This window comes from Pseudonocardia hispaniensis (assembly GCF_042658695.1).
Taxonomy (GTDB): domain Bacteria; phylum Actinomycetota; class Actinomycetes; order Mycobacteriales; family Pseudonocardiaceae; genus Pseudonocardia; species Pseudonocardia hispaniensis.
In genome coordinates, this window is the sequence record NZ_JBHSQW010000035.1 from 382,169 (window position 1) to 405,156 (window position 22,988).

General features: G+C 71.3%; 22 protein-coding genes. 11 read left to right on the forward strand and 11 right to left on the reverse strand.

The features are described from left to right. The first annotated feature begins 3 nt into the window (after window positions 1–3). From ACFQE5_RS18845 to ACFQE5_RS18860, 4 genes are all read left to right on the forward strand, one after another. Window positions 4–318 carry a hypothetical protein gene (locus ACFQE5_RS18845; RefSeq protein ID WP_379586795.1) on the forward strand — a complete coding sequence of 105 codons (315 nt, stop codon included), beginning with the start codon at window positions 4–6 and terminating at the stop codon, window positions 316–318. Further along, window positions 311–907 (forward strand): hypothetical protein, encoded by a 597-nt coding sequence (locus ACFQE5_RS18850; RefSeq protein WP_379586796.1) that lies wholly within the window; start codon window positions 311–313, stop codon window positions 905–907. The genes ACFQE5_RS18845 and ACFQE5_RS18850 overlap by 8 nt, the downstream gene beginning before the upstream one ends. Further along, the gene (locus ACFQE5_RS18855; protein ID WP_379586798.1) at window positions 904–2,370 is read left to right on the forward strand and encodes a terminase large subunit domain-containing protein; all 1,467 of its coding nucleotides are present in this window, start codon (window positions 904–906) and stop codon (window positions 2,368–2,370) included. The genes ACFQE5_RS18850 and ACFQE5_RS18855 overlap by 4 nt, the downstream gene beginning before the upstream one ends. A gap of 75 nt (window positions 2,371–2,445) precedes the next feature. Then, on the forward strand, window positions 2,446–3,267 hold the full coding sequence (locus ACFQE5_RS18860; protein WP_379586800.1) for a hypothetical protein: 822 nt from the start codon (window positions 2,446–2,448) through the stop codon (window positions 3,265–3,267). 214 nt (window positions 3,268–3,481) lie between these two features. Here the strand turns inward: ACFQE5_RS18860 and ACFQE5_RS18865 are convergent, their stop codons facing one another. The 7 genes from ACFQE5_RS18865 to ACFQE5_RS18895 form a co-directional block, all read right to left on the reverse strand. Next, window positions 3,482–5,539, reverse strand: coding sequence for an FtsK/SpoIIIE domain-containing protein (locus ACFQE5_RS18865; RefSeq protein ID WP_379586801.1), 2,058 nt, complete (start codon window positions 5,537–5,539; stop codon window positions 3,482–3,484). Between the two features lie 50 nt (window positions 5,540–5,589). Beyond that, on the reverse strand, window positions 5,590–5,748 hold the full coding sequence (locus ACFQE5_RS18870; protein WP_379586802.1) for a hypothetical protein: 159 nt from the start codon (window positions 5,746–5,748) through the stop codon (window positions 5,590–5,592). Then, complete coding sequence (locus tag ACFQE5_RS18875; RefSeq protein ID WP_379586803.1) at window positions 5,745–6,011, reverse strand: hypothetical protein; 267 nt, start codon at window positions 6,009–6,011, stop codon at window positions 5,745–5,747. Before ACFQE5_RS18875 ends, ACFQE5_RS18870 begins: the two co-directional genes overlap by 4 nt. 11 nt (window positions 6,012–6,022) lie before the next feature. Then, window positions 6,023–6,331 carry a DUF6907 domain-containing protein gene (locus tag ACFQE5_RS18880; RefSeq protein ID WP_379586804.1) on the reverse strand — a complete coding sequence of 103 codons (309 nt, stop codon included), beginning with the start codon at window positions 6,329–6,331 and terminating at the stop codon, window positions 6,023–6,025. A 192-nt stretch (window positions 6,332–6,523) separates the two neighbouring features. Further along, complete coding sequence (locus ACFQE5_RS18885) at window positions 6,524–7,042, reverse strand: hypothetical protein (RefSeq protein WP_379586806.1); 519 nt, start codon at window positions 7,040–7,042, stop codon at window positions 6,524–6,526. Between the two features lie 240 nt (window positions 7,043–7,282). Then, window positions 7,283–7,843, reverse strand: a complete 561-nt coding sequence (locus ACFQE5_RS18890; protein ID WP_379586807.1) for a nuclear transport factor 2 family protein — start codon at window positions 7,841–7,843, stop codon at window positions 7,283–7,285. Between the two features lie 95 nt (window positions 7,844–7,938). After that, window positions 7,939–8,808 (reverse strand): amidohydrolase family protein, encoded by an 870-nt coding sequence (locus tag ACFQE5_RS18895; protein ID WP_379586809.1) that lies wholly within the window; start codon window positions 8,806–8,808, stop codon window positions 7,939–7,941. Between the two features lie 261 nt (window positions 8,809–9,069). Here ACFQE5_RS18895 and ACFQE5_RS18900 point away from each other — a divergent pair, with 261 nt between their 5' ends. From ACFQE5_RS18900 to ACFQE5_RS18925, 6 genes are all read left to right on the forward strand, one after another. Beyond that, window positions 9,070–10,680 carry an ABC transporter substrate-binding protein gene (locus ACFQE5_RS18900; RefSeq protein WP_379586811.1) on the forward strand — a complete coding sequence of 537 codons (1,611 nt, stop codon included), beginning with the start codon at window positions 9,070–9,072 and terminating at the stop codon, window positions 10,678–10,680. Window position 10,681: 1 nt separating this feature from the next. After that, window positions 10,682–11,731 (forward strand): ABC transporter permease, encoded by a 1,050-nt coding sequence (locus tag ACFQE5_RS18905; RefSeq protein ID WP_379586812.1) that lies wholly within the window; start codon window positions 10,682–10,684, stop codon window positions 11,729–11,731. Further along, complete coding sequence (locus ACFQE5_RS18910) at window positions 11,728–12,582, forward strand: ABC transporter permease (RefSeq protein WP_379586813.1); 855 nt, start codon at window positions 11,728–11,730, stop codon at window positions 12,580–12,582. Before ACFQE5_RS18905 ends, ACFQE5_RS18910 begins: the two co-directional genes overlap by 4 nt. Continuing rightward, window positions 12,579–13,385 carry an ATP-binding cassette domain-containing protein gene (locus tag ACFQE5_RS18915; RefSeq protein ID WP_379586814.1) on the forward strand — a complete coding sequence of 269 codons (807 nt, stop codon included), beginning with the start codon at window positions 12,579–12,581 and terminating at the stop codon, window positions 13,383–13,385. The genes ACFQE5_RS18910 and ACFQE5_RS18915 overlap by 4 nt, the downstream gene beginning before the upstream one ends. Next, complete coding sequence (locus ACFQE5_RS18920) at window positions 13,385–14,032, forward strand: ABC transporter ATP-binding protein (protein ID WP_379586816.1); 648 nt, start codon at window positions 13,385–13,387, stop codon at window positions 14,030–14,032. The genes ACFQE5_RS18915 and ACFQE5_RS18920 overlap by 1 nt, the downstream gene beginning before the upstream one ends. Window positions 14,033–14,200: 168 nt before the next feature. Then, on the forward strand, window positions 14,201–16,552 hold the full coding sequence (locus tag ACFQE5_RS18925) for an arylsulfatase (RefSeq protein ID WP_379586817.1): 2,352 nt from the start codon (window positions 14,201–14,203) through the stop codon (window positions 16,550–16,552). Window positions 16,553–16,562: 10 nt separating this feature from the next. On the opposite strand, the gene ACFQE5_RS18930 is transcribed toward ACFQE5_RS18925, so the two are convergent. From ACFQE5_RS18930 to ACFQE5_RS18940, 3 genes are all read right to left on the reverse strand, one after another. Further along, on the reverse strand, window positions 16,563–17,552 hold the full coding sequence (locus ACFQE5_RS18930) for a DUF389 domain-containing protein (protein WP_379586818.1): 990 nt from the start codon (window positions 17,550–17,552) through the stop codon (window positions 16,563–16,565). A gap of 364 nt (window positions 17,553–17,916) precedes the next feature. Continuing rightward, entirely contained in the window at window positions 17,917–18,552 is a 636-nt protein-coding gene (locus ACFQE5_RS18935) for a peroxiredoxin (protein WP_379586820.1), read from the reverse strand. Between the two features lie 123 nt (window positions 18,553–18,675). Continuing rightward, on the reverse strand, window positions 18,676–19,842 hold the full coding sequence (locus tag ACFQE5_RS18940) for an acyl-CoA dehydrogenase family protein (protein ID WP_379586821.1): 1,167 nt from the start codon (window positions 19,840–19,842) through the stop codon (window positions 18,676–18,678). Between the two features lie 113 nt (window positions 19,843–19,955). Here ACFQE5_RS18940 and ACFQE5_RS18945 point away from each other — a divergent pair, with 113 nt between their 5' ends. Continuing rightward, entirely contained in the window at window positions 19,956–20,654 is a 699-nt protein-coding gene (locus ACFQE5_RS18945; RefSeq protein WP_379586823.1) for a winged helix-turn-helix transcriptional regulator, read from the forward strand. A 39-nt stretch (window positions 20,655–20,693) separates the two neighbouring features. On the opposite strand, the gene ACFQE5_RS18950 is transcribed toward ACFQE5_RS18945, so the two are convergent. Continuing rightward, window positions 20,694–22,970 (reverse strand): heavy metal translocating P-type ATPase, encoded by a 2,277-nt coding sequence (locus ACFQE5_RS18950; RefSeq protein WP_379586824.1) that lies wholly within the window; start codon window positions 22,968–22,970, stop codon window positions 20,694–20,696. Window positions 22,971–22,988 lie beyond the last annotated feature (18 nt).

The window sequence follows — 22,988 nt, forward strand, 5'->3', positions numbered from 1 at the left end:
CGCGTGAGAGGCACCGAGTATCCGCAGGTCAACGGATTGTCATCTGATGCGGGATCAAGTGGTTTCGATGGTCACGGGGCATTGTTCGACCTCGCCGCAACGTGGGGGCTCGGTGGTGCGCTCGTCGAGCTGGAGCGGCTCGCCGACGAGCACGAGGGTCTACCACGGGGGGCGGAGAGCCTCGTCCGCGCCCTGAGTGCGTTCCTCGCCGACTACGCGCCGACCGGCTCCACACGGGAGGCGATGGCCTGGCGGGGGGACCCCTGCACGTTGTGCGCGGGGCAGGTCCGGCTCGTCGAGGCGGGCGGCGATGGCTGACCAAGACTGGACTCCGGCGTTTCCCGGGCAGCGCCCCCCGTTCCGGCCGGGCAACACCGCGGCGTTGACGCACGGCGCGAACTCGGAGCGCCGGGTCTCCAAGGTGGCCGCCGAGATCGAGCAGACCGCCCGCACCGATCCGGCCTGGCCTGGCTACCTCGACGATCCCGCCTACACGGCGGCCGTCCGGTCGTGGGCCCGCTCAGAGGCGATCGTGCATCTGCTCGGCACGTGGCTCGACGCCCAAGACATCGACGCGTGGATGGTGTCGACGGTGGACTCAACCACCGACACCGAGAAGTTCGAGGGCGGCGCCCGGACCCGGACGCGGGCCCGTCGGGTCGGGTCGGTGCTGGAGCAGCTGCGTTTATGGGAGGCGTCAGCCGCCCGGCAGCGGCAGCGCCTCGGGCTCGATCCGTTGTCCCGGGCCCGGTTGGGCCGGGACGTGACGGCGCAGCGGGTCGATTTGGTGGAGCTGCTGACCCGCGCGGCTGAGCAGCGGGACCGGGATGCCGCATCGGCGCCCGATGCGGCCGTGGGCGGTCGTTCGGCACCGTCCGAGGATGGCGGGAAGGGGGCTAGCCGGTGAGCACGCCGGAGGTCATCTCAGAGGCTCTCGACGTCGAGCAGTTCGCCGCCCGCGTGCTGCGCCGCCCGCTGTGGGATCACCAGCGCGAGTTGCTGCGCTCGCCGGCCCGGTATCGGGTGGTGTGCGCGGGTCGGCAGTCCGGCAAGAGCGCCACCCTGGCGACGGCGGCGCTGCACACCGCCGCGACCCGGCGGGGCGCACTGGTGCTGCTCGTGTCGGCCGGCGAGGAAGCGTCGAAACGGCTGCTCGCTGACTGCGCGGATCTGGCGTCCGGTGCCCTGGCGGGCGGTGTGGTCGACGAGTCGAAAGCCACCCTGACCTGGTCGAACGGGTCGCGGATTCTGTCGGTGCCTGCGAGTCAGCGGCAGATCCGGGGCTGGCCGGTCGATTTGTTGATCGTGGACGAGGCGGGGTTCATCGGCGACGAGTTGTGGCGGGCGGCGGAGCCGTCGATCATTGCTCGCCCCGGGTCGCGGGTGATCCTCGCGTCGTCGCCGTGGGGCGGGCCGGAGGCGTTCTTTCGGGCGTTGTGGCAGCGCGGGATGGACTCGCCTGATGAGCACGTCGAATCGTGGCACTGGCCGTCGGCCATCAGCCCGCTGACGGATGCGGTGTTGCTGGCGCAGATCCGGCAGCGGGAGCCGGCCGACTACTTCGACCGCGAGTATCTGGCCGAGTGGCCGGACGAGGCGGGCGCCTATTTCAGCGAGGGCGAGCTGATGGCCGCGACGGCGGACTACACGTTGACCGACCCCGGCACGATTCCGCGGTCGCGGCGCCGGTTGTGGCCGACGGTGGGCGGTGTGGACTGGGGTCTTGCCCGGGACGGCAACGCCTTGGTCGTGGTGTCGGTGCTGGACCCGGACCGGGCGGAGGATCTGCGCTGGCGGCTGTTCATTCCGTGGCTTGAGGTGCATCACCGGATGCCGTATTCGGCGTTTATTGATCGGGTGGGTGGGGTGGCCGGCCGGTTCGGGCTGCGGGTCATCGCGTCCGAGGTGAACGGCGTCGGACAGTACCCGACCGATGAGTTGCAGGATCGGTTGCGCCGCAACGGGTGCGGCACCCAGGTTCGTCCGGTGTGGACCGATCAGCGCCGGAAAACGTCCGGGTTCAGTAAGATCAAAACCTTGTTGCAGTCGGACCGGTTGATTCTGCCGCGGCATCCGGAACTGTTGAAACAGCTACGCGGGCTGCAATTCGAGCAAACGTCGGCTGGTGGGCTGCGGATCGCGGTACCGGAACGGGCCGGACACGACGACCTCGCCATGGCCGCGATGCAGGCCGTGTCGTGTGTGCAGACCGGCCGGTTGCGGGACGGGCACGACGACCCGCACCGGCAACCGGAGACGGACACGGTGTCGACCCCGGCCGGGGTGCGGTTGCCGCGGCGGCCGTGGCCGATCGAGTCGGTCTCGTGGATCGACGCGCCGGACGGGGAGATGACCGGCGACGGCTGGTGAGACCCCATAACAGGCCTTCGGCGGCGCCTGAGCGCCGACCGGGCCACCTAACAGAGAGGTAAGAGGTAAAACGTCATGATTGACCAGTGGGGGGCTGCGATGGATGCCCGCGAGGATCTCGACGCGCTGCGCCGGGTGCCCGAACAGGTCGCACAGGCCTGTACCGCCTATCTGGCTGCGCTGCGGGCCGCCTACGGGATCGACCCGGTGGAGGCTGGCGCCGAGGCGGTGCGCCGCGCGTTCACCACCGCCCAGCACGCCGCGACCACCGCGTTGGGTGAGCTGCGGCGCGCCACCACCGCGACGGCCGGCCGGCTACGTGACCGGCTGGCCAACACTCCCGACCCGCGCAGCACTGAACAGCAGTTGCTCGACGAGCTGCGCGAACACCGCGCCTGGCAGCGGGTGACCGCCCAGCTGGGCGTGAACCGGCAGGTCAGTGAGCTCATCGCCGCCGCCCGGGCCGCCGGGGACGTGCCCACCCTGCGGGCGCTGCGGGCCGAACTACCCGCCTACGCCGCGAGCCGGGTCGGCACCGACGGCGGTATCCGCGCCGGGGTACCCGAACCGCACCACCTCGGGTCGCTGCTGACCGAGATCGACCAGGCGCTGATCGCCGTCCTGCCCAAGGCGGAGGCGAAAACCCTGCGTGACCGGGTCACGCTCGACGAGGCCGAGACCGCCGCGATCCGGGCGCTGGACGCGGCCGACCGCGACACCGACGCCTGGACGCCGCCCCTGGACCAGGTGACCGGGGCAGGCCGACCCGAGGTGCCGCGGTCGCTGCGCAAGGCGTGGCTGGCCGCCGACATCGCGGCCGACGGCCAGGGACGGCACATCGCCGACGGGCGGATCATCGAGGCCGGCGCCGGTGGGGAAGGTAGCGGCGCGGCCTGACCCGGACAGCGGGGGGCAGCGCGCGTGTGTAGGTGTCGGTCACGGGCGGCTCTCCTTCGTCGCGGAACGACGGTCTAGCGGGTTTGCCGGGGCAGCCCCTGGCCAGCGACACGCTCAGCACGTGGCGGCTGGCCAGGGGTGCTAGCTGCTAGACGCCCAGGTCAGCGACCGTACGGGACGCTAGCGGGCCTGCTAGATCTAGCACCCCCGGCCGCTAGGAACCGATCTGTGGACGCTCGGCCGCGGCGAGCACATCGGCCACGGTCAGCCCGCGCCGGTTGGCTCCCTTCCCATTCGGGAGCCGGCCCCACACCTGCCCGGTGTGGATGCCGTAGGGGCGCAGCGCGGCGGCGAGCTGCTCGGGTCCCCACCCGTGGTAGTGCTCGGGGCGCAGTTCGGCGAGCCGTTCGCACACTGTCTCCGACCACACTTTGTCGACCTCGATCGTGGCGAAGATCGTGCGCAGGTCGTCGAGTAGCGACGCCTCGGGGGTGAGCGGCGGCTCGTCGCCGACGCAGTAGCCGGTCAGGGTGCCGGCTTGCTCACGGGTGACCCGGGCGCGTTCGGTGATCCGCTCGGCGGCGAGCCGGTCCACGTAGTAGGTGCGGACCACGAGCGGCTCGTCAGCGGCCCCGACGAGGTAGCCGATCCCCTTGTCGCGGGGGGTGAGCAGGGTTGCTCGCACCCCGTTTCGGTACGCCGAGGTTCCGAGGATCATGTCGTTTTCGACTTGTCCCATCACTCGCAGGCAGAACCGCACCCCCACATTTGCGCTCACCCCGGTGGGCAGTGAGTCCTTGTCGGGGCGCTGGGTGGCCAGCACGAGGATGATGCCCAGCGCGCGGCCCCGTTTGATGATTTTCTCGGCGAGCCGGCCGGCCTCGTCGCCGTGCTCGGGGTGGGCGAAAACTTCTTGGGCCTCGTCGATGATCTGCACGATTGGCCACAGCCGCAGCGACCGGCGGCCGGCCAACTCGGGGGTGACTTTGGCGTCCGGGACGAGCTGGCGCGGCAGCGTGGCGATGACCTCGGCGCGGCGCTGTAGCTCGCCGTGCAGTTCGCGCAGGCTCTCGACCGTGGCCGCGATCGCCTCGTCAGCCGGCCCGGACACGTAGCGGTGCGCAACCCGTTCCAGCGCGGACAGGTCCCCGGACCCTTTGTGTTCGGCCACCCGGATCTCGGCGTGCGGGTCGAGCGCGGCGGCCAGGGCGAGCACCCGCACCGCCGAGGTCTTGCCGCCGCCGGGCAGGGACCCGATCAGGGCGTTGGTCTCCGCCATGCTGATCGTGACCGGACGCTGGCGTTGGTCGACCCCGAACGGGAACACCCCGCCCAGCAGGTCCACCGCGCCGGCCTTGGTCAGCGGCCACACCGCGGGTTTGACGGCGTTGAGTGGCTGGTCACCCACCCACAGCACCAGGCGGCCGGCGTGCTGGTCGGCGGCTGGTTCGGGCCACACGCTCGACAGCGGCCGGCGCAGCCCGGAGGCGAGCCGGTCCCGGCGTTCGACCACATCGGCGACGGTCACCCCGTGCGGTAGGTCCACTTCGGCGCGCCACCCGGGGCCGTCGCGGGTGATCGGGGCGACGTAGCCGATCGTGGCGCCCTTCGCCGACATGGCGGCGATGCCCAGCGATTGCAACGCCCGGGTGACCACGTCGGCGGTCAGCCGGGGCGGCGCCGACGCGGCGACGGTGGCCGGGTCGGTGACTCGCCGATCGGGTGGTGTGCCCAGCTTGCCCAACACCGCCACGGCGACGAGCGCCGCGAGGGTGGCGAGCCACCACGGCCCGACCGTGGCGACCAGCACCGCCGCGACCAGCAGAACGGCCAGCCCGGCAGCGGCGGCGAGGCCACGCTGTCGTACCCGGGTGTTGCGCTGCCGCGACAGGCTCAGGTACTCGGCGGCGGCGTTGCGGCCGACCGCGTCGGCGCGCAGCGGCGCGGCCTCGGCGTCGAACACCCACCGCCACACAGCGACGAGCGCGACCAGCAGCCCGGCCGGGGCGCGCACCACCAACCGGGCCCCGTAGACCGGGGTGCGGCTCAGCTGGTAGCCGACCACATGGGCGCCGTGTCGGGCCAGCCACCCGGCCAGCTGGCGCGCCTCGTTCCGGCTGCGCAGATAGGCGGGCACGATCGGTCGGTGCTTTGCGGTCGCCCACCCGGTGACCGTGGCGTGCACCGTCTTCGGCGGCGCGGGCGGGTCCACCGGGAGCGCCTCGGCCAGCCCCTCACCCACTCCCCGGTGAGCCAGGGCCTCTGCGGGCATCTCAGCGGGCGCTGTGTTGCTCTGTGCGGGGCGGCTCCCCGAGCGGGCGGTCACCGCTCGACCTCCACCCCGCGCTCGTCGAGCACCGCCTCCAACACGGCCCGCCCGGCCTCGTTGAGCCGGCCGCGCAGGTCACGGACGACAGCGGCGAGCAGTTTCAGGTCACCCCAGTCGGCTGGGGCGGTGACGTACTGGTCGGGGCGGTTCACCGGCCCACCTCCCGCGCCACCGGGACAACCATCCGGGGCACGTCGAGGGCGGCCGGGCGGCGCTCGATCCACCCGCGGTAGACGTGCTCGTGCGTGATGTGGTGCTCGTGCACCACTTGCACGACGTGGTGGACCACGAGCTCGCCACCCGCGGGCCGGGCGGTCGGGAACACTTGGCGGGGTGCGTGGCGGCAGCGGCCCCGCCCCCAGATCAGCGCCACCGGCAGCGCGAGCAACGCCCACACCGCGACCACTAGCAGCACGCAGGCGAGGCTCACCGGGCACCCCCGGCGACGAGGGTGGCGGCCGCCGAGAGCGCGGCGGAAAACTCCCGTGCCTCGTCGACGGTCAGTGCGTCGTCGGGGCGGCCGTCGACGACCACGAGCGCAGGGCTGGTCTGCACACGACTGTCGGGGTGGATCGTGACGGTCTGCTCGATGTCGAGCCGTCGCCCGGCGGCGGCGGTCACCAGCGCGCGATGGGTGACAAAGCGTGTGCCGTCGACTGGGTCAACCGTGACCTGATGGGTCGCGCACCACGGCGGGCACACGGGTGGGGTGGGGTCGTGTTGGACACTGTTCACGGGTCGGAACCTCTCTCCGATCAAGGCCCCGGCCGGTGTCCTAGTCACCGTGCCCGGGGCCGCCCGTCTCACACTCGTCTCACAGACTGCGTGGACGGGGCGGGATTTGGAGGGTCTGACCTAGACGTTTCCTGCGCGAACGAGTCCGTAGGTCCACATAGGATCTAATTCACGCGGCTACGGATCAGAAGGTTAGGGGTTCGAATCCCTTCGGGCGCACCAGTTCTGACCTGGGAATATCCTCCTTTCAGTCCGAACTTCGACCGCTGACTCAGCGGGGTTGATCACCAACTGGTACACGGTGCCTTGCACGGTCAACCCCCGTAGCCCGCCGAGGTTCTTGCGATTCGGCGGCGAGCAGCTCCACGCAGGCGTGGTGTCGACGATGTGCCGCATTCCGTCCGCGGTCACCACCGGCCACGCATACCCGGCCGTCAGGAACTCGGCGTCGTCGGAGGTCGGGTCGAAGACCGGGTGGGTCGTCGCGAAGATGTCGAGCGCGACGAACTGCCCGTTCTGCGGCTTCTCGGTGTAGCCGTTGGTGGCGCACTTGGCGCCGGTCCGGATCGCGTCCACCCGAAACTCGACGGTCCGGTCACCCGCGGCGTTCAACATCGCCGCGGGCTGCCCAATGCTCTTGCTCAGGTTGCCGCGGGAGTTGGTGGTCTGGTCGCCGAACGTCGGATGGGCTGTCGCGGTCGCAGGGACCACCGATGGCGGGGGTGGGCCCGCGGGGATCGTCGGCGCCGTGTCAGCTGAGCAGGCGGCGACGAGCAAGGTTCAAGGCGAGGGCGATCAGGGTGGGCGCGGCACGGCGCATCATGGGGCTCCGAACGGTTAGGGCGGATATCAGACCGTCGTGCACCAAATATGTCGTGTGACGACCCGTCACCGGATCGTCACCAAGGTCACCGGCTTGGAGGCCCCCGCGCGGACCTCCATACCGTCTACTTAGACCTGTCGCGGACCGATGTAGTCGCGGGAAGCGACGATCTCACCGTTCCGAACGCGCATGACGAACACCGCAGGCAGGCTGAAGTGAACACCGCCGCCTCCTGCCGTGGCCGCGAACGAGAACTCGGCGGTGAGCATCTCCGGATCGGCACCGGGCGTCAGGGCCGCGTCGATGACGGTGAGGCTGTCGAGTCGACCGCCGAGACCGGTGAAGAATTCGCGAACGGCGTCGCGGCCCCTGCTGGTGATGGGCCCGTCGGGGGAGAACCGGTTCGTGATCTCGACGTCGGCGGCGTACAGCTCGGCCGCGTCGTCCCATTCCCGTGCGGCCAGACGGCGCGCCAGCTCCTCGAAGACCTCCGCCGGCCCGGCGAGCGCCCGATCAACCTGATCTACCAGCCGCTGCCGGCAGGCATGTTCGGCTTCAGTCTCCCGTCCCCGACGGGGTTCCCCCAAGACTTCGCGTTCGTGGCGCAGAACGTCACGCGCCTGCCTCAGGAGCACATCCGGGCCAGTCGAGCGCGCCGGGCTGCCACCAAGGCGGAGCCGGACCCCCATCCGACACCGGAGTTCCACAGCTTCGCCACGGCGACGAGGGCGATCGGTATCGCGACGGGGAATGGGTGGCCGCCCGGCGCTGAACGATTCCGGCGTCAGCGGCGGGTGCGGTCGCCGTAGAGTTCCTCGTAGTTGCGCCAGAGGACGCGTTCCTTCAGCTCGTCGCCGACGGGGGCGCCGTAGATCTTCCAGTACTCGCTCCAGAAGTCGCTCCACGGCTCGTCGCTGGCGAACAGCACGCGGTCGGCGCCGACGCCGCGCTTCTCGATCTCGTCGAGCAGCCAGCGGGCGCCGAATCCGATGGTCCAGGTGGTGTCGCAGTAGACCTTGTAACCCTCCTCGACCCAGTCGAGGAACTGCGGGACCAGCTTGATGTGGCCGGAGACGCCGCCGCCGAAGTGCACCAGGTAGATCTTGATCCGCTTGCCGTACTTCTCGATCATCGGCACGAAGTTGTTGATGTCCGAGGACCCGCCGGCGCTGGTGTGGAAGTGGAACACCAGATCGTGGGCCTCGCAGGCGGCGAAGCAGGCCTCGGCGATCTCGCGGGTGTCCTCGTCCCAGGTGGCCGGGTCGGGGTTGCCGCCCAGCAGGAATGTCGTCTTCAGGGCGACGATGCCGGACTCGCCGGCGTGCTTGAGCATGGCGAGGGTGCGCTCCTTGTTGACGGGCAGGAACGACACCCACAGCCCGCCGACGAGGCGCTCGTCCCCGGCAACCGAGTCGAGGATCAACGGGTTCAGCGAGAAGCCGTGTTCCTGAACCGGGATGCCGTAGTTGGGCAGCACCAGGCCGCGCTCGACGCCCAGCGCGTTGATGTGGTCGAGGTAGCCCTTGGCGTTCTCGAACTCGTAGACGGTGGGGCGCACCGGCTCCTTGAGGTTGTAGTAGCGCCAGGGCTCCATCGTCCCGATGTGGCTGTGCGCGTCGATGACCTTCCCCCGGACCCGTTCCTGCGATGCCATCCGGCCTCCTCCCGTCCGTTGACGATCGTCGATCGACGTATCGGATGCTAAACGTAGCCGCATCTGAACAACTGGGCAAATGATGTGCCGGTTGCCGCCGAGCGAAGGTGTCTCCGTTCCGCCGGCGGCCGGCGCGCGAGACCTCGGACCGACCGGGCCGTTGTGGCCGGAGCGTCCGGGCTGTCCGAATTGTCTCTTGCGAATATGTTGCGATTACAGATTAGATGCAACAGTCACGTCGCCGAACGCAGGAGCCGCACGATGGCAGGCAGGGGAGTACGTCGGGCCGCACGATGGGTGGCGGTCGTCGCCGCAGCCGCTGCCCTGGTGGGGTGCGGCAGCGCGGAGCGCGGTACCGGCGGGCCTGCGCCCGCCGAGCTGCGGCTCGCGATCGGCGGAGAGTCCGCGGAGGGCTACGACCCGACCCTGGGCTGGGGCCGCTACGGCTCGCCGCTGTTCCAGTCGACCCTGCTCGCCCGAGACGCGGACATGAATATCGTCAACGACCTGGCGACCGGGTACCGGGTGAGCCCCGACGGGCTGGTGTGGACGGTCGACATCCGTGGCGATGCGAAATTCGGCGACGGCACCCCGGTCACGGCGCAGGACGTCGCCTACACCTTCAACACCGCGAGCCGCAGCGGCGGCCTGACCGACGTCACCGCGCTGAAGGAGGCGGTCGCGGTCGATGCCGACACCGTCGAACTGCGGCTGAGCGCGCCGCAGAGCACCTTCGTCAACCGGCTCGTCTCGCTCGGCATCGTGCCCGAGCACGCGCACGGCCCGGACTACGCGAGCAAGCCGATCGGCTCGGGCCCGTTCACGTTCGTCCAATGGGACCGCGGCCAGCAACTGATCGTCGAACGCAACGAGGACTATTACGGCACCAAGCCCGCGTTCTCCCGGATCGTCTTCCAGTTCACCGAGGAGGACGCCACGATGGCCGCCGCGCAGGCCGGTCAGGTCGACATGGCCGCGGTGCCCTCCTCGTTGGCTCTCGCCCAGGTGCCCGGAATGAGGCTGGTGCCGGTGCCCTCGGTCGACAACCGGGGGATCGTGTTCCCCTATGTGCCGGACACCGGCACGAAGACCACCGACGGCCTGCCGATCGGCAACAACGTCACCTCCGACCGAGCCATCCGTGAGGCCGTGAACTGGGCGATCGACCGTCAGCAGCTGGTGGACGGGGTCCTGGAGGGCTTCGGCTCGCCCGCGACCGGCCCGGTCGACGGGCTGCCCTGGTACGAGCCGCGGTCCGCCATCGCCGGCAACGACCCGGCCAAGGCCCGGCAGATCCTCGACGCCGCGGGTTGGGTCGACACCAACGGCGACGGGATCCGGGAGCGCAACGGGACCCCCGCGGCGTTCACGCTGATCTATCCGTCCTCCGACTCGCTGCGGCAGGGGCTCGCGCTGGCGGTGGCCGACCAGCTCAAGCCCGTCGGGATCGCGGTCACCGCCAAGGGGGAGAGCTGGGACGTCATCAACACCCGGCTGCACGCCGACGCGATCCTGTTCGGCTGGGGCAGCCACGACCCGACGGAGATGTACAACCTGTACTCCTCGAAGCGGGCCGGAACCGAGTACTGGAACCCCGGCTTCTACGCCAACCCCGCCGTGGACGCGCACCTCGACGCGGCGATGCGGGCCACCGACCCGGCTGTCGCCGACCAGCACTGGCGGGCCGCTCAGCTCGACGCGGACGGCGCCGGCTTCGGCCCGAGCGCCGACGCCGCCTGGGCCTGGCTGGTGAACCTGAAGCACACCTACTACGTCAACTCCTGTTTGGACATCGGACGCCCGCAGATCGAGCCGCACGGCCACGGCTGGCCCATCACCGCCGGGATCACCGGCTGGCGCTGGTCCTGCTGACGTGCTGCTCACGAGTCTTGGCGGGCGTCTCGTCCGGCTGGTCCTGCTGCTGTTCGCCGTCGCCGTGGCGTCGTTCGCGCTGATGGCGGCCTCCCCGGTGGATCCGGTGAACGCCTACGTCGGTGCCGACATCGCAGCGATCGGCCCCGAGCAGCGCGCACAGATCGCCGAGCGCTGGGGCCTGAACGACCCGCCGCTGGAGCGGTTCTTCGACTGGCTGGGCAACGTTGCGACCGGCGACCTCGGCCGTTCGGCGACCTTCAACGCGCCGGTCACGCAGGTGATCGGGGAGACGTTCCGCGCCAGCCTGGCGCTGATGGCGGTGGCCTGGCTGCTGTCCGGGATCCTTGGCTTCGCGCTCGGCGTGCTCGCCGGGGTCCGGCGGGGCCGGCTCGCGGACCGTGTCGTGACGTGGTGGGCCTACGTCCTGGCCTCGGCACCGACGTTCTGGGTGGGCCTGCTGCTGCTCTACGTGTTCTCCGTGGCCTGGGGCGTCACCCCACTGTGCTGCGCGGTCCCGGTGGGCACCCTGGCCGGGGACGTGACCCTCCTGGAGCGGCTGCACCATCTGCTCCTGCCCGCGCTCACCCTGTCGGTGATCGGCGTCGCCCCGGTGGTGCTGCACACCCGCCAGGCCGTCGTCGAGGCGCTCGCCGCGGACCACGTCGCGTTCGCCCGGGCGCAGGGGGAGTCGAGCCTCGGTGTCGTGGTTCACCGGGTGCTGCGCAACGCCGTCGCTCCCGCGCTGCTGCTTCAGTTCGCGTCGCTGGGCGAGCTGTTCGGCGGCTCGATCCTCGCCGAGCAGGTCTTCTCCTATCCCGGCCTCGGCGCCGCGACCACGGCCGCGGCGCTGGCGCAGGACGTTCCGCTGCTGCTCGGGATCGCCCTGTTCACGACCGTGTTCGTGTTCGTCGGCAACCAGCTCGGAGACCTCGTGCACAGTCGACTCGATCCGCGTGTCCGGATCCGCCCATCGGGTCGCCGCCACCGCGCCGCCCCGGCCCCGGACGGCCCACCGGTCGCCGGAACCGTGCCGACGGAGGCCCGATGACCGCGATCGCCGCTCTTCCTGCCGCCCGGCGCCTTGCCGACCGTCGCACCCGGACGATCCTCTGGATCGTCGTCTCGCTGACCGTCGTCGTCGGCGTCGTCGTCGTCGGCGGCCTGGTCGCCGACGCCGCCCAGCAGACCAGCCTGGCCGACCGCAACCTCGGCCCGTCCGCGGCGCACCCGTTCGGTACGGACCGCCTCGGCCGCGACCTGCTCGATCGCACTCTCGCGGGGCTGCGGCTTTCGCTCGTCGTGGGGACCTCGGCGGCCGTGCTGTCCGCCGTCGTCGCCACCGCGCTGGCCACCGCGGCGACGATCTTCGGTGGCGTCGTCGACCGGGCGGTGAACTGGCTGGTCGACCTGTTCCTCGCGCTGCCTCACCTGGTCCTGCTCATCCTGCTGGCCTTCGCGCTCGGCGGCGGCACCCAGGCCGTGATCATCGCCGTCGCCGTCACCCACTGGCCGACGTTGACCCGGGTTCTGCGCGGCCAGGCCCGCCAGGTCATCGCCTCCGACCACGTCGAGATTGCCCGTCAGCTCGGCCGCACCCGCACCCAGATCGCCCGCCGGCACGTCCTCCCGCATCTGCTGGGGCATGTCGCCGTCGGCACCGTGCTGCTGTTCCCGCACGCGATCCTGCACGAGGCCGCGCTGTCGTTCCTCGGACTGGGCGTCGATCCGGCCGAGCCGTCCATCGGGGTGCTCCTGGCCGAGTCGATGCGCTACCTCACCGCCGGGGCATGGTGGCTGGCGCTGCTGCCCGGTCTGTGTCTGCTCGTGGTCGTCAAGCTCGTCGACACGATCGGGGAGAACGCCCGCGCCCTCGTCGACCCGAGGAGCCACCACCTGTGACCGGACCTGAGCTGTTGTCCGTCGAGAACCTCGTCGTCTCGTTCCGGCAGTACGAACGCGGCCTGCGCAGACGCACCGTCACCGCGCTGTCCGGGATGGACCTCGCGGTGCGGGCCGGCGAGGTCGTGGCGCTGGTCGGGGCCAGTGGTGCCGGCAAGAGCCTGCTCGCGCACGCCGTCCTGGGCATGTTGCCGCCCAACGCCCGCGAGACCGGCCTCGTTCGGTTCGACGGCGAGCCCGTCGCCCCGCGGGCGCGGCGACGGCTCGCCGGACGGGCGATCACGATCCTGCCGCAGTCCGTGACCTTCCTGGACCCGGTCGCCACGGTCGGGAGCCAGGTGCGTCGTTCCGCCCGGCTCGCGGGTGCCGCCGCCCCCCGGGTCGCGGCCGCCGACGCCCTCGCCCGTCGCGGGCTCGAGCCCGACGTGGCTCGCCGGTACCCGCACGAGCTGTCCGGTGGCATGACGCGCAGGGTCCTGCTGGCGATGTCCACGATGGGCCGGGCTCGGCTCGTGCTCGCCGACGAACCCACGCCCGGGCTGCCCGCCGACACCGTACGCGCGGTCCTTGCGGATTTCCGGGCGCTCGCCGACGAGGGCCGAGGCGTCGTGCTGATCACCCATGAGCTCGCCGGTGCGGTCGAGGTCGCCGACCGCGTCGTCATCTGCCGCGACGGCCGCACCGTCGACACCGCCGATCCCGCCGACTTCACCGGCGACGGCGCATGCTTGACCCATCCGTACACGCGGGCCCTCTGGCAGGCGCTGCCCGCGCACGGCTTCCGGCTCCCGGTGGAGGCGTGATGCTCGAGGTCGATGCTGTCCGGTTCCGCTACGGTCCGCGGCTGCCATGGGTGGTCGACGGCGCCCACCTGCGGATCCCACCGGGTGCGATCCTCGGCCTGCACGGGCCGAGCGGCACCGGCAAGAGCACCCTCGCCCGGCTCGTCGCCGGGTTCCTCCGGCCCGCGTCCGGTCGCATCCTCGCCGACGGCGAGCCACCGGCGCCGGGCCGCGGCCGACCCAACCCCGTCCAGCTCGTGTTGCAGCACGCCGAACGGGCCTTCGACCCACGGGTCCGGATCCGGGCGTCCCTCGCCGAGACCGGAGCCGACCCGGCGGCCCTCGCCTCCGTGGACCCGCAGCTGGTCTCGCCGCGCTGGCTCGACCGCTATCCGCACGAGATGAGCGGGGGCGAGCTGCAGCGGGTCAACCTCGCCCGCGCGCTGCTCACCGCGCCCCGCTACCTCGTCGCCGACGAGATCAGCGCCAGCCTCGACGCCCTCACCCAGGCCCGGCTCTGGCACCTGCTGATCGATCGGGTGCGCCGCGACAGCATCGGCGTCCTCGCGATCTCGCACGACCTCGCGCTGCTGGACGCCGTCGCCGACCGTGTCCTGGAGTGGGACGACCTCGCCGACCGGGGGTGGGCCTCGGTGGCGACGGTGTGACGGCGATCAGGCCGTCGCCGGTCGAGCCCGCGGTGTCGCGGTCGAGGCGCTGGGCGCTTCGTCCGGGATCGAATCACCCTGTCCAGATGATGACCTCGCCCGGGCCACGGTGTTTCGGTCGCCCGGCAGGGCCTGCCGACCGTCGGGCTCGTGACCGGAGGGGGTTCCATGGGACTGATCGAATACGAGCCGGGCACAGCGTTCCCGGGCGTGATCGGGCGGACAGCCGAGGAGTCGACGCCCGCGTGGCCGCGACCGGTCCGGGCGGTGCCGGGTGCGCCGAACGTGCTGATGATCGTTCTCGATGACACCGGTTTCGGGCAGTTCGGATGCTACGGGAGCCCGATCGCCACCCCGAACCTCGATGCGCTCGCCCAGGGTGGGCTGCTCTACACCAACATGCACACGACCGCGTTGTGCTCGCCCTCCCGCTCGTGCATCGTGACGGGCCGCAACCACCACTCCAACGGGATGGCCTCGATCACCGAGCTCGCGACCGGGTACCCGGGCTACAACGGAAACATCCCGTTCGAGAACGGGATGCTCTCGGAGATGCTGCGCGAGCACGGATACAACACCTACATGATCGGCAAGTGGCATCTGATGCCCTCGGAGCAGGAGTCGGCGGCCGGGCCGTACGACCGTTGGCCGCTCGGTCGCGGCTTCGACCGGTTCTACGGCTTCCTCGGCGGTGACACCAGCCAGTGGTATCCGGACCTCGTGCACGACAACCACCAGGTCAGCCCGCCGTACGGTCCGCAGGACGGCTACCACCTGACCGAGGACCTCGCCGACCGCGCGATCGCCTTCATCGCCGACGCGAAGCAGGTCGCCCCGAACAAGCCGTTCTACCTGCACTTCTGCCCGGGTGCGATGCACGCGCCGCACCACGTCGCGCGCGAGTGGGCGGACCGGTACGCGGGCCGCTTCGACGCGGGATGGGAGGCCTATCGCGAGCAGGTGTTCGCCCGGCAGAAGCAGCTCGGGGTCGTCCCGGCGGATGCGCGGCTGTCCCGGCACGACCCGGACGTCCCGGAATGGGAGACGCTCTCGCCCGACGCGCGTCGGGTCGCGGCGCGCATGATGGAGGTCTTCGCGGGGTTCCTCAGCCACACCGACCATCAGATCGGGCGGCTGCTGGAATTCCTGCGTACCACCGGCGAACTCGACAACACACTGATCATGGCGGTCTCGGACAACGGTGCCAGCGCCGAGGGCGGCCTCACCGGAACCACCAACGAGACGCAGTTCTTCAACAACGCCCCGGAGTCGCTCGAGGAGAGCCTCGCCAAGCTGGACGAGCTGGGCGGACCGACCACCTTCAACCACTACCCGTGGGGCTGGACCTGGGCCGGGAACACGCCGTACCGCCGCTGGAAGCGGGAGACCTACCGGGGTGGCGTCTCCGCCCCGTTCCTGGTGCATTGGCCGGCCGGCATCGCGGCCCGTGGTGAGGTCCGCAGGCAGTACGCGCACCTCATCGACATGGTGCCCACCGTCCTCGACGTGCTCGGAGTCGCACCGCCTGCCACGATCCGGGGCGTCACACAGGCACCACTGCACGGGGTCAGCTTCGCGCACACCTTCGCCGACGCCGAGGCTCCGACCCGGCGCCGCACCCAGTACTTCGAGATGTTCGGCCACCGGGCCATCGATCACGACGGCTGGCGGGCGGTCTGTCCGTGGCCCGGCCCGTCGTTCGCCGAGGCCGGAATACCGTTCGGAACCGACATCACCTCCGCGGTGCTCGGCGACCTCGATGCCCACCAGTGGGAGCTCTACCGCATCGACGAGGACCCCACCGAGACGCGCGATCTCGCCGCGGAACACCGGGACACGCTCATCGCGATGGTCGCGCAGTGGTATGTCGAGGCAGGCCGCTACGGCGTGCTGCCGATCGACGGCAGCGCACTCACCCGTCTGATGGTCGAGCGGCCACAGATCACCGAGGACCGCAAGCGCTACACGTTCTGGCCGGGGACCTCGTCCCTGCCCGGCGCGGTCGCGCCGCGGGTGTACAACCGTCAACACAGCATCACCGCCGACGTGGAGATCCCCGAGTCCGGCGCCGAGGGCGTCCTGCTGTGCCATGGCGCCAGCACGGCCGGATACACCTTCTACCTGCAGGACGGCAGGCTGCACTACGCCCACAACTACGTCGGACGGATCGTCCATCGGGTCGCCTCGACCGATCCGGTGCCGGCCGGTCGCCGTCGGCTGCGCTTCGAGTTCGAGCCCACCGGGGAACCCGACATCGCCAAGGGCCGCGGGGCGCCCGGACGCGCGCAGCTCTACATCGACGACGTCCTCGTCGGGCAGACCGACATGGACGTCACGACGCCGGTGTTGTTCAACCCCGGTCTCCTGACCTGTGGCGCCAACCACGGTTCGGCGGTCATCCCCGACTATCAGGCCCCGTTCCGCTTCACCGGGACGCTGCATTCGGTCACGGTCGACCTCAGCGGTGAGGTCATCACCGACAGCGAGGCCGAGATGCGCGCGGTCATGGCCCGGCAGTAGCGCCGGCCGCTCAGCCGGGCTGCCCTCCGGGGAGGTCGAGGGATGTCCCGGCGACGAGGCTCAGGTGCAGGTCCACCTCGGCCAGCCCGGCCTCGTTCAGGGCCTGCCGCAGGGCCGCCTCATCCGGCTTCGGCGGCAGGCCCAGAGCGGTGATGTAGAGGCTGTTCTGCCGGTAGGCGAGCTCCGTGATGGCCCACCCCGACCGCTCGCCCCACTGCTGGGCGACCGGTCGGGCCTGCGCCGTCGCCTGCTGCTGGTCGGACAGCTCGATGCTGCCGTAGGTGAGGGGGATCGTCACGAGTACGACGAGGCCGCCGACCGCGACCAGGGTGCGTCCGCTCAGTTTGCCGACCGGCCGCCCCGTCTCGATGGCGACGTCCCGGACGCGGTAGGCCAGCAGGATGACCGTTCCGGTCGCGATGATGGCCGCGACGTTCGTGCCGAACAGGACCAGGGCGCCGAACGACTCCGCGGGGGCGCCGGACTCCAGCGTCAGACCGACCACCGAGAGCGGGGGGACGAGCGAGATCGCGATGGCGACGCCGGGAAGGGTGTCGGACACGTCGGGCCGGACCAGGGCGAACGCGCCGACGATGCCCGTCGCGAGCGCCGCGACGAGGTCGATCAGCCGCGGGCTCACACGCCCCGCCACCTGGCTGTTGTTGGCCGCGACGACCGGGAAGTCCACGAGCAGACCCAGGGCGTAGCCGATGGCGGCCACGAGGAGCGCTCCGGCGAGGACAAGGACGACGCTGGAGACGACCTGATGCCGGTGCGCCAGGACGAGACCCACGGTGGTGCCGAGGATCGGCGTCATCAACGGTGCCACGATCATCGCACCGATGACGGTGGCGGTGGAGTCCGCAACCACCCCCGCGCCGGCGATGACCGCGGCCAACGCCAGCAAGGCCCAGAATGCCGATCGTTTCGCGGCACCGGCGGGCCCGCGCCCTGCGGTGTAGACCCTGGCCGTCATCCGGTCGATATCGGCTCCGGTCACCGACCCAATCCTCACGGCCATGATCGACCCCTCGGCTGTCGTTCCGGGCGATGACGGTCGGGCGCGGCGAGAAGCCCGGACGTGGTCGTCTGCTCGGACGACGGGAGTCCGGCAGCGTGCTCCCGATCGGCGAACAGTGAACGGGGGCGTACCCGGAGAACGCCTCACCCCGATCAGGTGAAGCCGATCCGATCTTCCTCCACGGGGCAGCTCGTGGCTGAGATCGTGGTAGCCGTCCCCGCGGCATGAGCGCATCGAGGCGGCGAGCACCCGCCGGGTCCGGGCCGGAGCCGGACGGGCCTGCCTCGGCCGGCGGAGCGCATCCCCTGGGGATCCGCGGCCGAGGCAGGCCCGACGGTCCGTCTCAGCCTGCGGGCTGCTCGATCCACCGCAGGTAGGGCTTGACCTCCTCGACCGCACCGAAGCGCGACCGGGCGTCATCGGTGGACATCGCGGGGGAGACGATGAGCTTCTCGCCGCTGGTCCAGTCCGCAGGGGTCGCCACCGGCATGCGCTCGGTGAGCTGAAGAGCGTCGACGACGCGCAGGATCTCGTCGAAGTTACGGCCGACGGACTTGGGGTAGGTCAGGGTGAGCTTGACCTTGTTGTCCGGGCTGATGACGAAGACCGACCGCACCGTCGAGGTGTCGCCCTCGCCGGGGTGGATCATGTCGTAGAGCTGCGAGACCTTCTTGTCCGGGTCGGCGATGATCGGGAAGTTCAGCGCGTTGCCGGTGACCTCCGCGATGTCGGGCGCCCAGCCGTGGTGATCCTCGACCGGGTCCACGGACAGCGCGATGACCTTGACGCCGCGCTTGTCGAACTCCGCCTTGAGACCGGCGGTGCGGCCGAGCTCCGTGGTGCAGACCGGAGTGAAGTCGGCCGGGTGGCTGAACAGGACCGCCCAACGGTCGCCCTTCCACTCGTGGAAGTCGATCGTGCCGTCGGTGGTGTCGGCGGTGAAGTTCGGCGCCTCGTCGCCCAGGTGAATAGCGGGCATTCTGTGTTGTCCTCCAGTCGTTCGCGAATCGTCATGGGGCCTCCGGACCCTGCCCAAGTCCTACGGCACCTATCTCCATGATGCTGGGCGCGAACGGCTCGGCTAAGGCCATTGGTCTGTGATCTAGGTTTCGGTACCCGCGGAGGCCCGGACGGTCGCGGCCCCGAGGTGCGCCAGCGTCGCCTCGGGGGTCAGCGGATGGAACAACCCGGCCCGCACGTCGCGGTAGGCACGTTCCAGCGGCGAGGTCCGGAAGTAGGCCGGTCCGCCGACGACTTCCAGCGCGAGATCGACCACCGCCTTGGCCTCCAGCACCGCGTGCCGCTTGGCGACCATCACGGCGGTGAGGGTGGCGTCGTCGGCGGCCGGATCGTCGCCGATCTCCTCGACGGCCGCGCGCAGCGCCCACCAGGCGACCCGCAGACGCGCCTGCATCTCCCCGAGCTGCCGGATCGCGGCCGGTGCGGGCTCGCCCCGACGGCCCGCCATCCGCAGCGCCTCGTCCTGCGCGCCGCGTGCGATGCCCAGGTACACCGCGGCCACGACCGGCGCGAAGTGGATCGCCGCGACCAGCAGCGGACCGGTCAGCTGGCCGTACGGCCTGCGCCCCATGATCCGCTCGGCCGGAACGAAGACATCGTCGAACACCACATCGTGACTGGCGGTGCCGCGCATGCCGAGGGTGTCCCAGGTCTCGAGGATGGAGACGCCGGGGCTGGACAGCGGCACGCCGGCGTGCAGGACCACCGCGTCGGGCCCGGGCCGGCCGAGCACGGCCGAGGTGGAGATGACGGTCGCGGCCGGGGCCTGGCTGCAGAAGGCCTTCCGTCCGGTGAACCGGAAGCCGCCGTCGGCCTCGACGGCGATCGTGGTGGGGCAGACCCAGTCCGAGCCGCCGCTGGTGGCCATCACGAGACCGTCGGTTGCGATCTTGCGTAGCGCGCCCTCGGCGTCGGCCGCCCCGCGTCGTCGACGCCAGCAGTGCACCAGCGTCAGGTAGAGGTGCATCGCGGCCGACAGCGCGGTGGACGGCGCCCGGCGGGCGAGCTCGCCCTCGGCGAGCACCACCTGGCGTAGCCCGGCCCCGAGCCCGCCCAGCTCGGTGGGGACGGCCATGCGCAGGTAGCCGCTGTCGTGCAGGATCCGGTAGCCCTCGCTGACGAAGGTGGCGTCGCGGTCGTGCGGGGCCTCGGTGGGCCCGCAGCGGCGGCCCGCCTCGGCGGCGAGGGTGACGAACTGCTCGTCCGTCCAGGCGGTTTCGGTCGTGGTGGGGGTCATCGTTGTGGTCATGGCGGGGACGGTAGGGAGCGCACCGGCCCCCGCCCTAGTGCTCGATCTGTACTGCGGCCGCCGCCGGCGAACCGAGGCTGGTCGGGGTTCGGTGCCGTCCGTACCCTTGCCGGATGGGCTCGCGCTACGGCCAGTTCTGCCCCGTCGCCAAGGCGATGGAACTGCTGGACGAGCGTTGGACCCTGCTGGTGATCCGCGAGCTGGTCTGTGGCAGCAAGCATTTCAACGAGCTGCGCCGCGGGGTGCCGCGCATGTCGCCGGCCCTGCTGTCCAAGCGGCTGCAGCGGTTGATCCGGGCCGGGGTCGTGGAGCGCCGCCCCTGCGGAAACCGGGTCGACTACGTGCTCACCGACGCCGGACGCGAGCTGCGACCGATCGTCGACGCGCTCGGCACCTGGGGCACCCGGTGGATCGGGGAACTCGGCGACGAGGACCTCGACCCGCACCTGCTGCTGTGGGACATGCACCGGCACATCGATCACACCGTCGTGCCGGGCGGGCGGACGGTCGTGCGGTTCGTCTTCCCCGATGCGCCGGCCTCGACCCGGGAGTGGTGGATGGTGATCACCCCCGACGAGGTGGATGTCTGCGACTCCGACCCGGGATATCCGGTGGCGGTGTCCGTCGAGACGACCCTGCGCAGGCTGGTCGAGATCTGGCGCGGCGACGTCGACTGGGCCGCCGCGATCCGCGCGGGCGAGGTCGTCCTGCACGGCCCGGCGTCGATCCGGCGGGCATTGCCCGCATGGTTCACCCTGTCGGCCTATGCGACGGTGCCGCGTACCGGACGCGCCACCGTCCGCCTGCCGTAGGAGCGGCGCGGGACGCCCGCGCCGCTCACCTGGACCGGGTCAGGCGAAGCGCCGCAGCCGCAGGCTGTTCGCGACGACGAACGCCGAGCTGAACGCCATCGCCGCGCCGGCGATCATGGGGTTGAGCAGCCCGGCGGCGGCCAGCGGCAGGGCGGCGACGTTGTAGGCGAACGCCCAGAACAGGTTGCCCTTGATCGTGCTCAGGGTGCGGCGGGAGAGCCGGATCGCGTCGGCCGCGGCGCGCAGGTCGCCGCGCACCAGGGTGAGGTCGCTGGCCTGGATGGCGACGTCGGTGCCGGTGCCCATGGCCAGGCCGAGGTCGGCCTGGGCGAGCGCGGCGGCGTCGTTGACCCCGTCGCCGACCATGGCCACGACCTTGCCCTGGTCCTGCAGCCGTTTGATGACGTCCAGCTTGTCGGCGGGCAGCACCTCGGCGATGACGGTGTCGGGGCCGGGGTCGATGCCGACCTGAGCGGCAACCGTGCGGGCGGCGGCGGCGTTGTCGCCGGTGAGCAGCACCGGGGTGAGCCCGAGATCGCGCAGCCGGGTGATGGCCTCGGCGGACGTCGGCTTCACGGTGTCGGCGACGACCAGCACCGCGCGGGCCGCGCCGTCCCACGCGACGGCGACCGCGGTGTACCCCCGTTCCTGCGCGTCCTCCTTGGCCGCGGCGAGGCCGGCGGGCAGCGGCTGGCTCCACTGCTCCAGCAGGGCGGGCCGGCCGGCGAGCACCCCGTGCCCGTCGACGACGCCCTGCACGCCGAGGCCCTCGTGGTTGGTGAACTCCTCGACCGGCGGGAGGTCGCCGACCCGCTCCTGGGCGCCGCGGCTGATCGCCGCCGCGATGGGGTGCTCGGAGGCGTGCTCCAGCGCACCGGCCAGCCGCAGTGCCTCGGTCTCGGTCACTCCGTCGGCGGTGTGGATCTCAACCAGGCTCATCTGGCCGGTGGTGACGGTGCCGGTCTTGTCCAGCACCACCGTGTCCACCCGCCGGGTGGACTCCAGCACCTCGGGGCCCTTGATCAGGATGCCCAGCTGGGCGCCGCGGCCGGTGCCCACGAGCAGCGCCGTCGGGGTGGCCAGTCCGAGCGCACACGGGCAGGCGATGATCAGCACGGCGACCGCCGCGGTGAACGCCGCCGCCGACCCGACGCCGGCGCCGAGCCAGAACCCGAGGGTGGCGACGGACAGCGCGATCACGATCGGCACGAAAATGCCGGAGATGCGGTCGGCGAGCCGCTGCACCTGGGCCTTGCCGCTCTGGGCCTGCTCGACGAGCTCGGCCATCTGGGCGAGCTGGGTGTCGGCACCGACCCGGGTGGCGCGCACGACGAGCCTGCCGCCCGCGTTGACGGTCGCGCCGACGACCGGGTCCCCGGGGCCGACCTCGACCGGCACGGACTCGCCGGTGAGCATCGAGGCGTCCACCGCGGAGCTGCCGTCCTCGACGACCCCGTCGGTGGCGATCTTCTCGCCGGGGCGGACGACGAACCGGTCACCGACGGCGAGCTGCCCGATCGGGATCCGGGTCTCGACGCCGTCGCGCAGGATGGCGACGTCCTTGGCCCCGAGCTCGAGCAGGGCGCGCAGCGCGGCTCCGGCCCGGCGCTTGGAACGAGCCTCGAAGTAGCGCCCGGCCAGGATGAATGTGGTGACCCCGGCGGCGACCTCGAGGTAGATGTTGCCGGCGCCGTCGGACGGGGCGACCGTCAGCTCGAACGGGTGGGTCATGCCGGGTACCCCGGCGGTGCCCAGCAGCAGCGCCCACAGCGACCACCCGAACGCGGCCAGCACCCCGAGCGAGATCAGGGTGTCCATGGTCGCGGTGCCGTGACGCAGGTTCGTCCAGGCGGCGCGATGGAACGGCCACGCCGCCCAGACCACGACCGGTCCGGCCAGCGCCAGCGAGATCCACTGCCAGTACGTGAACTGCAGCGCCGGTACCATCGCCATCGCGATCACCGGGACGGACAGCGCGATGCTGATCAACAACCGCTGTCGCAGCGCCCGGGTCGGGTCCGCCTCCTCGCCCGTCCCGGCGGGTTCGGCGCCCGCCTCGGTGGGCGACACCGGGGGTGGCGGCAGTTCGGCCGTGTAGCCCGCGGCCTCGACCTGAGCGACCAGCACGGCGGGGTCCACCCCCTGCGGGGCGTTCACCCGGGCCTTCTCCGTGGCGTAGTTGACCGTCGCGGTGACCCCGTCGAGCTTGTTCAGCTTGCGTTCGATCCGGTTGGCGCACGATGCGCACGTCATCCCGCCGATCGCCAGCTCGATATCGGTGACCGCCGTGCCGGAGCCGGTCGTCGTGGTGCCCATGCCGATCTCCTCGTGGTG